General features: G+C 43.3%; 11 protein-coding genes and 1 pseudogene. 1 reads left to right on the forward strand and 11 read right to left on the reverse strand.

Annotated features, from left to right (window positions below; all coding sequences use genetic code 11):
* Window positions 1-211: pseudogene (locus AWV70_RS23700) on the forward strand (SRPBCC family protein); the annotation flags it as partial.
* A gap of 183 nt (window positions 212-394) precedes the next feature.
* Here AWV70_RS23700 and AWV70_RS02740 read toward each other — a convergent pair.
* The 11 genes from AWV70_RS02740 to AWV70_RS02790 all read right to left on the reverse strand — a co-directional run bounded on the left by AWV70_RS02740 (window position 395) and on the right by AWV70_RS02790 (window position 12349).
* Complete coding sequence (locus tag AWV70_RS02740) at window positions 395-1627, reverse strand: Zn-dependent hydrolase (protein ID WP_060204125.1); 1233 nt, start codon at window positions 1625-1627, stop codon at window positions 395-397.
* A gap of 65 nt (window positions 1628-1692) precedes the next feature.
* The gene (locus AWV70_RS02745) at window positions 1693-2922 is read right to left on the reverse strand and encodes a hypothetical protein (protein ID WP_060204127.1); all 1230 of its coding nucleotides are present in this window, start codon (window positions 2920-2922) and stop codon (window positions 1693-1695) included.
* A 250-nt stretch (window positions 2923-3172) separates the two neighbouring features.
* A complete protein-coding gene (locus AWV70_RS02750; protein ID WP_060204129.1) occupies window positions 3173-3586 on the reverse strand; it encodes a MarR family winged helix-turn-helix transcriptional regulator in 414 nt (137 codons plus the stop codon).
* Between the two features lie 113 nt (window positions 3587-3699).
* Window positions 3700-4434, reverse strand: a complete 735-nt coding sequence (locus AWV70_RS02755; protein WP_060204132.1) for an SDR family NAD(P)-dependent oxidoreductase — start codon at window positions 4432-4434, stop codon at window positions 3700-3702.
* A gap of 13 nt (window positions 4435-4447) precedes the next feature.
* The gene (locus tag AWV70_RS02760) at window positions 4448-5197 is read right to left on the reverse strand and encodes an SDR family NAD(P)-dependent oxidoreductase (RefSeq protein WP_060204133.1); all 750 of its coding nucleotides are present in this window, start codon (window positions 5195-5197) and stop codon (window positions 4448-4450) included.
* A gap of 51 nt (window positions 5198-5248) precedes the next feature.
* Window positions 5249-6511, reverse strand: a complete 1263-nt coding sequence (locus AWV70_RS02765; protein ID WP_060204135.1) for an MFS transporter — start codon at window positions 6509-6511, stop codon at window positions 5249-5251.
* Window positions 6512-6546: 35 nt separating this feature from the next.
* Window positions 6547-7341: an SDR family NAD(P)-dependent oxidoreductase gene (locus tag AWV70_RS02770; protein WP_060204137.1), complete on the reverse strand. Its 795-nt coding sequence runs from the start codon at window positions 7339-7341 to the stop codon at window positions 6547-6549.
* Between the two features lie 472 nt (window positions 7342-7813).
* A complete protein-coding gene (locus AWV70_RS02775) occupies window positions 7814-8227 on the reverse strand; it encodes a universal stress protein (protein WP_060204139.1) in 414 nt (137 codons plus the stop codon).
* Window positions 8228-8239: 12 nt separating this feature from the next.
* Entirely contained in the window at window positions 8240-9649 is a 1410-nt protein-coding gene (locus AWV70_RS02780; RefSeq protein ID WP_060204140.1) for a SulP family inorganic anion transporter, read from the reverse strand.
* A gap of 244 nt (window positions 9650-9893) precedes the next feature.
* Window positions 9894-11105: an amidohydrolase gene (locus AWV70_RS02785; protein WP_060204142.1), complete on the reverse strand. Its 1212-nt coding sequence runs from the start codon at window positions 11103-11105 to the stop codon at window positions 9894-9896.
* A complete protein-coding gene (locus AWV70_RS02790) occupies window positions 11102-12349 on the reverse strand; it encodes an amidohydrolase (RefSeq protein WP_060204144.1) in 1248 nt (415 codons plus the stop codon). The genes AWV70_RS02785 and AWV70_RS02790 overlap by 4 nt, the downstream gene beginning before the upstream one ends.
* Between the last annotated feature and the right edge of the window lie 35 nt (window positions 12350-12384).

Here is a 12384-nt window from a genome sequence, read left to right on the forward strand (position 1 = left end):
GAATGAAAACTTCGCGGGCAATGGCTATTTCAAGGCAGAAGTAATCTCGGAGACCCAAACCGTGATGCACGGGAACCTGGACATCACTGCAAAAGGGGTAATGGGCCCGATGATCAATGCAATTTTGAAATCATTTGTCCCCAAAACCGCCGAGGACTTAACGAAAGCAATTGCAGAGGAAATCACGAGTATTGAATTGAAAAGAGTGTAATTCCTATAAGGTGACCGCCTTCCCTAGAAGGTGCCAGTGCAAGGTGCATTTATGACAATTCAATATACTGGATAAAAATAAGGCGTGGAACCGATCAAAGATTGATGCGATCGGTTCCACACTTCTTTTTTATTCAATTGTAGTGTATTGTCTGAATAGTCCCATGCATAGGCACCACAAATTTTAGAGTGTCTTTGCTTGTTGCAGTAGGAAGGCACGTAGTATGTCCGCGCCTTCCATGAGCTGTTCCATAGATGTATACTCGGCCGGATTATGGCTGAGCCCATCCTTTGATGGGACGAAAATCATGCTTGTCGGACAGAGCGACGCCATATTCATCGCATCGTGACCAGCACCGCTTGGCATTTCGAACCATGCCACTCCTCTTTCTTCACAGATTGCTTTTAACTCAGCTACGAGTTTGCTGTCCATCTGAACAGGTTCTTCTTCTGAAATCTTGTCCATCCATATGTTCAGTCCACGTGCTTTCGCCACGTCATTGAGTGCTGTTTCGAGTGCAGCAGCTACTCGCTGGCGTGATTCCCGGCTCGTTCCCCGAATATCGACGTACAGATCCGCAGAGCCCGGTACGACATTCATCGCACCTGGCTGAATAGAAAAGACACCAACTGTGCCGACCGTGCCGTGCTCGAGCTCCGCGAGTGCCGCCCGCTCGACAGAAAGGGCGATTTCAGCGCCTCCAAGCAAAGCATCATGACGGTAATCCATCGGCGTCGTGCCGGAATGATCGGCTGTCCCGTCAACATGCACATGAAAGCGGATAGGCGCTGCAATGGCAGAGACGACACCAATCGCCTTCCCTTGCTTTTCCAGAACTGGGCCCTGTTCAACGTGTAGCTCGACAAACGCTTTGATTTCATCTTGAAAACGCATCGCCAAATGGACCTCTTCCAAATCTAGGCCATTTTCTTCGAATGCCTGCATCAGCGTAACGCTGGTTTTGTCAGCGAGCGACCTCGTATACGCGGGATCCAGACGGCCTGTCATCGCTTTGCTTCCTAAAGTGGAAGCGCCGAAACGAGCTGATTCCTCGCATGCAAAAATGATGACTTCAAGCGGGTGATCCGTTTCCACGCCTTCATCGGCTAGAGAACGCATCACTTCAAGTGCAACAAGGACACCAGCGGTCCCATCAAACTCACCTGCCGCATAGACGGAGTCGATATGCGAACCTGTCGCGACAACCGGCAGATCGGGGAATTTCCCTTCCCGGCTCGCAATGACATTTCCCGCGTAATCGGTACGCACTGTCAATCCAGCACATTCAAATTGCTCAATCAAAAAATCGCGTGCATTCCGCTCGGTTTCGGTGTAGGCCAGCCGATTGATGCCTTCCCCTTCGTCTGTAAACCTTGCAAGTTCTTCAAATGACTGACGCAAACGTTCCAGCTTCATGGTGGCAACCTCCATTTCATCCTCTTAATTATCACAATTTCACTTAGGCCTGTCTTACAATTCCTTCAAGCCTTTTTTATGAAATAACTTCCTTTTACGTTCTCAAGTCCATCGATAAAATTGAATTGCTCACTCTCCGAAGGCGTATGTGAGCCATATCGAACAGCATTGTAAATCGATAATATATTTTCGTTATTCTCCCAACCCATGCGCGAAAACCATTCTTTCACAGTCTCCTCATGCGACCGATGCAGTTTATATTTTTGCGCTTCCTTTTCGAATCGTTCGAATGATTTTCGAACTTCATCCCTGGCGATTGAATAATCATACAACGGTTTTCGTTGCTTCTCTTCAGGTCCCCTTTTACCTTTAAATGAAAAAAAGTAAGTTTCCTGTCGATCATTAAATCGTTTGTTTTTATTCAGCACAATCAGAGCGGCAATGAACATTATAAGAACAACTACAACAAATATGAGCAACGAGTATTCAAATATGGAGGAGGTGGCCTCGCGTTCTCCAAAATAGAAGAAACGGGGCTCACTTTCTTCAGCGTTGTCTTCGCTGACCTCCTCGGTACCAATTTTAAAGAATTCCAGTATAGGGTCGATTGCTTTTCCGAATACCATGGATAACCCGCCAAATAGAAAACCCATCGTCTCAGTAATGAGCAACCTCACAGGCTTGTGGACAGTCAGGACCATGGAAAATACAAAGGCGCCTAGCCCAATGATGATACTAAAAACTTTCCCCGCTTCCCTTACTTTAAAATTGCCTAACTGCCTACTATTTATCGTAATTGTGACCATACGTATAAAATAAAACAGAAATGATGTTAACAAGTAGAGAATCATTTGTTGCTGCATTAATTCCTCAGGACGATCATTTACAAAAATCAGTCTTGCCAGGACATACATTGAGATGAAAACGACCGTGTTAGCAACAGTTATAAACGGCCAGCCATGAATTCGGGAACCACTGAAATTCGCTTGAATTCTCCAGAGCACATATACGAAAATAAACAGTATATTCATCAAAGGAGCTCCGAATAGAAACAAAGGCACCGTTACCCCTACTGCCAGTCCAATACCGCGGCCAAGTGAGTAAGCATGGGAATAGAATATGAAATAGGCCGAAATTCCACATGCAATGGAGATCAGAAGCCAAATATATGGTATTGCGGAGCCAGTTTCCCCTAAGAAAAAGATGAAAATATAGGATAGAAGAAACATGTCTGCAACTAGATATTCAGAGAGGTTAAATCGGTTCTGGTCATTTTCAAACCTTTCCTGTCCCATCCATCTTCGCCCCTTTCACTCTAGCGCCATATCAATTACACCAACATTCAGACAGTAATTGGTATGTACTTTCGAACAGGTGCCTGCGCAACAACCAATTATGACTATTCGATGAGAAGTATACTAATACGAAAAGAAGCCACCTGATTGTCGATATAGTTGGCTCCTCTAATTATTTCATGTAATTGTAGTGTATAATCTGAATTGTGTGCTGCACAGGCACCAAAAGATGGCGCAAAAAAGGCAGTTCTTACTCATTCAACTTCTGATAAATACGGAGCATTTGCTGTTGCTCCTCGAATGATAGTTTTTCAAATAGATTTCTTCTCAATACCTGGCCTTCCAGGTTTGCGCGTTGTAAAATTTCTTTCCCCGCTTCTGTAATACTCAAATAGACGATACGTCTGTCTTCTTCATCAGTCGAGCGCACGGCCAGTTTCTTTTTTACAAGTTTCTCTGATAAATGAGTCACAGTGGGAGGGGTTAGCCCAAGTACTTTCGCGATATCGGATGGCCGGCTTTTCCCATTGGAAGAGATATGACCAAGCAGGAGTATATGTGATACACCCAAATCTTCATTAAAGATCTTATTCCATTGAATGATTAAGTTATTCGTAAACTTGTCCATATTGTGTATGATTTCAAAAATCGTTTCTTCTTTCATTTTTTTCCCTACTTTCTAATTACACAATTCAATTTTATCATATACAGCCCATTAAATGAAAATGAACCCAAACTCAATTTGATTTGGGTTCATTCATAAAAACACCTATTCAATTATTGTGCCGAAAAGCCACCGTCGATGACAATTTCTGCGCCTGTAATATACGAAGAATCATCACTTGCCAAAAATAGTGCTGCATTGGCGATATCAGCAGGCTTTCCAAGACGTTGCAAAGGCGTTGCGCGAACGAGCTGGTCAAGCAACTCCTTGGATGTGCTCAAGCTTTGTGTCATTGGCGTTTCAATAATTCCAGGGAATAGCGCGTTTACACGCACGCCAAGACGTCCGAATGTTGTCGCTGCTGCCTTTGAAATCGCGCGGACAGCCCCTTTGGATGCGGAGTAATGGTTAAACCCTTGTCCGATTTGTGCTGTATACGATGAAATATTAACGATCGAACCACTCTTTTGTTCAGCCATGATTGGCGCTACATGCTTCATACCTGCAAATGGACCGAAGCTGTTGATTGCCATCATTTTTTGCCAATCATCCATGCCGATTTCCGCATACGGTTTTTCAGAGGAAATGCCGGCGTTGTTCACAAGAATATCAATGCGGCCGAATTTTTCTTTCACTTCTTTTGCAAATGAAGCCCACTCTTCGTCGGACGCTACATTCAACTTCATGCCATGCACATTTTCCTTTTCACTTGCACGTTGTAAAGCTTCTTCATTAATGTCCGCTGCAATCACAATCGCACCTTCCGCTTGGAATAGATCAACCATTCCTTCGCCGATACCAGAAGCTCCACCTGTTACAATCGCTACTTTTCCGTCCAATTTACCCATATCGAACATCTCCTTATCGTAATTTAATTGAACCGCCGTCAACCATGATTGTTTGTCCTGTAATGTAATTCGCATCGTCGCTCGCCAAAAATACAGCTGTGCGGCCGATATCGCCTTCCGGATCACCTAAACGGCGCAACGGAATGCGGTTGATCATCGCTTCATACATGTCTGGTGCACTTTGTTTCCATGCTTCCACGCCAGGTGTCAACGCAATCGGTGAAATCAGGTTTACATTGATGCCTTCAGGACCCCACTCATTCGCCGCCACACGTGAAATCGCGCGGATCGCTTCTTTCGCTGCTGCGTAAGATGCTTGTGTCGGCTGGCCATCCAAACCAGCACCCGATGCGAAGTTAATCACTTTACCTTTTGTCTTCTTCAACTCAGGATACGCAGCTTGCATGAAATGGAATGTCGGGTAAAAGCCTGTCCCAAAAGACAAGTCAATCATTTCCATCGTCGTTTCAGCGAACATAGCTTGTCGGGACGCGTGCGCATTATTGACAAGTATATCCAACTTGCCGAACTTCGCTACGACTGCTTGTACAATTTCAGTGACATTTTCAGGTTTCGAAATATCTTTGATGAACAGCATGCTTTCAGTAAGCTCGTTCAATTCTTTTAACGTCTCTTGCCCTTTTTCTTCATTAATATCAACAACCGCGATATGGGCGCCTTCTTTCGCCATTGCAAGCGCCATTCCTCTTCCAATTCCTGATGCACTTCCTGTAATGATTGCTACTTTTCCTTGTAATCTCATTGTAGTCCTCTCCTTATCGTTCATAATGAAAACCATACGTACCTTACATCATTAATCTGTCCAGAAACCTTGTTCAACCAACTTCTTTTTATTGTTAAATGCGACGAATACACAACCAATATTGATAACGAGCATAATAATGATTGCATAGAGGACAGACGTATAGCTGCCTGTCGCATCATATACGAAACCATATGCCGGCAATGCAATAATTGAAGCGATTGCAAGACCTAGAGAAGCTGTAGAGTAAATTTCACTATACGCTTTCTTACCGAAAATCGTCGAAGCCAATGCGGGCGCAATAATTCCAATCGAAGAACTAATCAACCCGAACAGACCAACGGCAAATGTAATAATCGCTGTACTATTATTTGCGAAAAGAAGTAAGCTGATCGCTATGATTCCGGAAGCCATCGCCAGAATCGCCGTATATTTCGAGCCAAGCTTATCGACAAGGAATCCAAGAATGAGCGACCCTATCAAAATTCCGATCATATACGTTCCCATGACATTCCCTGCAAACGTAATATCAAATCCTTGATTGACTAGATACGTAGGAATATGCATGGAGAAGCTCGCAATCGATGTGATGAAAAAGAAGAACAGCATTAACGCGTAAAGAGCTGTTGATTTCTTAGCTGTCACCATATCAATGCCAGCCTCGCCGACTGTTTGATGCTGACTATCTTGCCCTACCACTTCCGTTGCGCCGTACGGCAATACGCCGTGTGCTTGAGGAGAACGTTTTATGAGCAACATTGCGATCGGCACGACAATAATAATCGCTGCAATGCCGACAATCATATAAGCAGTACGCCAGCCGAGCCCATCAATCAAGCCCGCCGCAACCGGTTGTGCAATCGCACCGATTCCGCCGCCGACCGCGCTAAGCACACCTAATGCCAATCCATTGCTCTTTTTGAACCATTGGTTAATGATGACGGGTCCTGCAATGACAGTGATGAAGACCCCGCCTACCGCCAAAGGAATCGCTAGTACATACCAGCCCCACACGGAGCTCATCAAACCGAATAATGCAAACGCTCCTGCTTGCAACACGATGCCGACCGATAAAATCAAACGGGTATCATATTTCGCCATCAGCTTTCCGCCAATTGGTAAAAAGAGCATCGTCACGACAGCAGAAACACTAAAGTAAAGCGATAATTTCCCCATCCCGAATCCGAGATCATTTGTCACACTCGTTAGAAAAAGACCCGAAGTATTATTAATGGCTCCTTTTCCGACCCCCACGATAATGCTGAGCGCAATTAGTATCCACCATGCATAGTGAAGTTTAGATTTCTGTTTCATTTTTGTTTTTCCTTTCTCAACCAGCAAATATATAGTTAGTTAAACATTTCTTTGAAGTCCGGAGCCGTCGGGTTCCCGAGATAATGGCCACCTTCAACTTGGATCGTCTGCCCGGTGATGAACTTGGATTCATCAGACGCTAAGAAGAGGACAGTATTTCCGATATCATCCGCTTCTCCGTGATAAGGCAATGCGTTATACTTCGCGAACACGTCCAATAATTCCTGAGACATATTGTTTTTTGCTGCCGGTGTCAAAATCAAACCAGGAGCTACTGCATTACAACGGATATTATGTTTTCCGTATTGTGTCGCTGTATATTTTGTTAAATTGATGACGCCAGCTTTTGAGGCACCGTACGCAACGCGAATTGCATCACTGAAAAACCCTGCCATCGAAGCGGTATTAATAATCGAGCCGCCGCCATTTTCAATCATGTGTGGAATCGCATATTTGGATCCTAAAAGGACACTTTTCAAATTGACATTGATAAGTCGATCCCATTCATCCAAATCGATATTGACAATGTCCAAGTCTTTACGGATATTCGTCAAGCCGACATTATTGAAAAGGATATCGATTTTTCCATAGTGACTAACTGTATGCTCAACTGCATGCTTGATCGATTCTCCATCGCCAGCATCTAAGAAAATACCGATTGCTTCCCCGCCTTGTGCACGAATCTCTTCAGCCGCATTGCGAGCGCCCTCCTCATTGAAATCTGCCAAAACGACTTTTGCGCCTTCTTTTGCCAATAGTTGCGCAGAAGATAAACCGATCCCTGAGGCGGCACCTGTTACCAACGCGATCCTATTTTCTACTCTGCCCATCTTTGTCATTCCTTCCTGCTTGTAATATGAAGCAATTGAACAGAAGAAAACTCATCTTTATTTATGGTGGTTGAAATCGCAAAATCTACACATCGAGATGAACGACTCACTCACTATTAATTTATGGTGTTTAATAATTAGATGACTAATCATTGTTCAACTAAAGATTAATCAACTATCAGAGAAAAAGCAACTAAAAAAGACTATTTTGTGACAGATTTATTTTTTCCGAAGCAAAAAACGCACCTTTTCTATTGACAAATCACCCTCTCTTACATAGAACACACCTACACCTGAACAACGTGTCTTATAACAAGTTCAAGGCAGGTGCCTGTGCGTCAACCATTTATGACTATTCGGTAAAATGTATAGTAATACAAAAAGAAGCCACCTAATCGTTGACATAGTTGGCTTCTCCAAATATTTTATGCAATTGTAGTGTATTCACTGAATAGTGTGCTGCACAGGCACCTTATTTCACAACCGTTACCGGGCAATTTACATGCTTCATTACTTTATGGCTGACACTGCCGAGTATCATTTCCTGAAATGTATTTAAGCCTCGGCTGCCGATGACGAGTTGATCGATCGCTTCTGCGTTCACATATTTAATGATTTCCTGGCTTGGGTCTCCTTTTAACATCGTCATTTTCGCTTGCACGCCGGCATTATGGGCTAGTTCCAAAACAGGATCGACTTTTTGCTTTCGTTTCAGCTGAAGACTTTCTTCGCTTTGCGATAAGAGCCGTTCGTCTTTCGCTTTATTAAAATCCGCTACATAGATGAATTCCAATTGCGCTTCCGGGAAGTGTTGGGCGAGCGTAATGGCGTGTTTCGCAGCGCGCAGCGCATTTGTCGATCCGTCGATAGCTACAGCAATTTTCATGTCAATCCTCCCTTATTGTAACTTCTCATATAGCTGTTCACTTGAAGAATTCAGCCCTCGGATTGTCACAGAGACCCCCTCTTCCTCAAGCTTCCCCTTCACTTTACTAATCGCACCGACAGCAGACTCGTCCCATAACTGGCTATCCCCAAAGTCGATAATGATGTTCTTTTCCTTAACGTCTTTAAATGATTGGATGAATTTTGTCGTGGACGCGAAAAACAGCGGTCCTTTTACTTTATATTTGCCCGCATCTCTCGTCACAGTCACACGAGAGATGTTGGCGACGAAAAATAATGAACTCATGATGACACCGACAACAACGCCAATCGCCAAATTATGCGTATACAAAATGATTGCAACAGTGATCAGCATGACGATCGATTCTGTTTTCGGCGCTTGTTTCAGGAACTTGAACGAACTCCAATTGAATGTCGTCATCGCCACCATAATCATCACTCCTGCCAGCACCGGCATCGGGATTTTCACAACGACATCTCCTAATACAATAATCAAAAACATGAGGAAAACACCTGCCGTAAATGTCGATAGACGTCCGCGACCACCTGATTTGATATTGATCATCGATTGCCCGATCAACGCACATCCTGCCATTCCTCCGAAAAATCCCGTGAAGAAGTTGGCGATGCCTTGCCCGCGGGCTTCCCGATTTTTATCGCTCGGCGTATCCGTCATATCATCCAGCACTTGGGAAGTGAGCAATGATTCCAATAAACCAACAATCGATAACGCCAATGAATACGGGAAGATGATTTTCAGCGTTTCCAAATTTAGCGGAATATCCGGAAGGAAAAACGTCGGCAGTGAACTCGGCATCTTTCCTAAATCACCAATTGTTTGCAGCGATACGCCGCTTAAAAGTGCAATGCCTGTCATGACGACAATCGCAATGAGTGGCGCGGGGATAGCTGTAAAGAAACGCGGGACCGCGTAAACGAGAACCAATGTCGCGATTGCAAAAACAAACGTCATTGTGCCATGTCCACGCAAGTATGGGAGTTGGGTGATGAAGATCATGATGCCGAGCGCATTAACGAAGCCCAACATGACGGAGTTTGGAATGAAGCGCATTAAATTCGCAACCCCGAGGCCTCCGAGGATCAATTGAATAATACCGGTCAATACCGTTGCCGCCAATACATATTGCAAGCCATGATCCGCCATCAAGTTGACGAGGACTAACGCCATGGCACCGGTCGCAGCTGAAATGAGACCCGGACGGCCGCCGACAAATGAAGTGATGACGGCGATTGTGAATGAAGCGTAGAGTGCGACACGCGGATCCACTCCAACGATGAACGCAAAAGCTAGCGCTTCAGGAATGAGTGCAAGTCCTACAACGATTCCAGCTAATATATCGGCCCGGATATTTCCGAACCATTGTTGTTTCAAAGTATGCATATATTGTTCTCCTCTTACTAGTTGCATTGTAAATCGTTCTTCATTATAACAGAATAGGCGCTTTGTAGCTGAATTGATTGGGTACCTGTGCATCAACCATTTATGACTATTCAATAATCAGTATAGTAATGCAAAAGAAGCCACCTACTAGTTGACATAGTTGACTTCTCCAAATATTTTATGCAATTGCAGTGTATTTACTGAATAGTGTGTTGCACAGGTATCTTAATCCTATTTCTATGCCTTATTTGTACAACTTCCCTTTATGCATCAACTGTCTGTTTTTCGGTAGTCTGGCAACGGCTTCTGCGCTGCAGCTCGCATCTACAAATACAAAACTGGCCTCATCGCCAACCATTGGCCACACTTGTTCACCTTCACGATTCAAAGGCGTTACTCCTTGTGTAATCAAACTTAAACTTTCGCGTAACGAACGTTCGCTTGATTTTCCTGTATAGTCGCAGAAATTATGCACTTTTTCCAAAACATCTCCAGGAACATAAGGGCTCCAAGAATCAAAGAAACCGTCACAGCCTAAGGCAACTTTAACACCTTCCGCTCTCATAATATCAATTGGAATGAGTTGAGAGTTTATAGAAATCGGGATAGTAGACATAATTTCCACGTTATGCTCGCTCAATTTTTTGGCAAATTGCTTTTGCATATGAGGCGTCAATTTGCTTAAACCAAATGCATGACTAAAAGCAGTGGATCCTTTAAAATCTTGTTCTTTCACCATGTCCAGCCATTTATCCATTGTATAGAAACCCACTTGTCCTCTATCATGCAGATGCATGTCGACATCGACATCATACTCTTTCGCAATATCCATTGTGACTTGCAATGATTTTTCGATATCTTTATCAATGCCTGCCGGGTCAAGTCCCCCTAAGATTGTTGCGCCAGATTCCAATGCTTGTCTTAATAAGTCTGGCATTTCTTCATGAGCTAACAAGCCATGTTGCGGAAACGCGATAATTTCATACGTTACATATTGCTCATAAGTTTTCAGTGCTTTTTTAACGCCTTCTAAATTTTTCAATTTAATGAAGGGATCAATATTCACGTGTGTTCGAATATGATTCACGCCATTATTCAAATGCAGTTCAATCATGGCAGATGCTCTTTGTTCCGCTGTTTCAGCAAGTTCCTCTAACTCAGCAGCTTCAAGAGCCAATCGCTCGGATAAACTCTTTACAGGACGACAAGCTCTCCATCCTAATGACAAATAAGTTTTATCCAAATGATTATGCATATCTTTGAATGCAGGAAGCGCTAATTTCCCTTCCATATCAATTGCATCAGGATCTGGCACAATTTCAGTTGCAGAAATAATCGTCTGAATTCCTTCTTCCGAAACTTGAATATGAAACAAATCGGTTACGGTTTGTATGCTGCCATCTTCATACGTTGTTTCACCAATTTCCAGTCGAACGTTTCGTAGCCATGTGCTCATCGGAATTCCCCCTTTAGCTCTATCTCTTCTTTATGAATTATGTTCCCTTTTGAAATCACTGTTGAAATAGGGCATTGTCTAGCAATCAGATGTGCGGAGCTTACTGCATCCACGAGTAGCGCATTGGCTGTATCGCCAACTTTTGGCCACTGTTGCGCGCCTTCGTCATTTAATGGTGTTAATCCACCTGTAGCATATTTCAAGGATTGTCCAATATGCCATTCGTCAATATAGCCAAAACGTTGTACAAACTGATTTAATTTTTGAATCGTATCGCCGCTTCCAAAAGGAGACCAATGATCAATAAGGCTATCATGCCCAAAAGAAACTTTTACGCCCCGATCATACATATACTTCACAGGAATTGTAATCGGACCTGCGCCAATTGGAACCGTTGTTGTCACTCCAACATTATGTGCAGCCACTCGATCGATTAGATTGTCTAATAATTGTTGTGGCAAATCCGCAAACGCGAATGCGTGACTGAGAGTTACTTCTTTATTAAAAGATCTTCGTTCGATTTCATTCAGAATTTGGTGGATTTCGAATTCCCCTAATGTATTTCGGTCATGTAAATGAATGTCGATTGCGACATCGTATTTTTCAGCTAATTGAAAAGTAGTTTTTAAAACTTCCCCACTATTGCGATCCATTGTAGCAGGGTCCACCCCGCCAATATGGGTCGCTCCCATTTGTAATGCTTTTTCAAGGATTGTTATAAATTCTGGACCGTTACGTAACAAACCATGTTGTGGGAATGCAACGATTTCATACGTAATTTGATCTTCATAACTTTCTAAAACACGCTTTGCTATTTCTATATGTTTCGTCTTAATTTGTGGGTCAACATTCACATGTGTACGAATATGTGTATGTCCGTTTTTTATATAATGCCGCACCATCGCATGCGCTCTCTCTTCAGCTACATCCAATTGTTTAGGCAATAAAGTCGCTTCTTCTTTTAAACGAGTAAAAATCCCTTCTGTAGCTGGAGTTGGTGCTTTCCACTCCCCACCGAAGTATGTTTTATCGATATGTGTATGCATTTCTTTGAACGATGGAACGAGTAGTTGCTCTTTGGCATCTACTACTTCTGCATCGTTCGCTTCGATTGTTGGGGCTATTTCAACAAACTCGCCATTTTTAATCAAGATATCAACTATTTTCGTTTCTGTAGCTGTGACAAAAGTTTGATCATACAAATATCCTGTTTCCAAACGTACATTCTTTAATAATAATGTCAAAACAATCTCTCCCCTTTTATAAATCTATCCCTTGA

Source organism: Sporosarcina koreensis (assembly GCF_001531445.1).
Lineage (GTDB): Bacteria > Bacillota > Bacilli > Bacillales_A > Planococcaceae > Sporosarcina > Sporosarcina koreensis_C.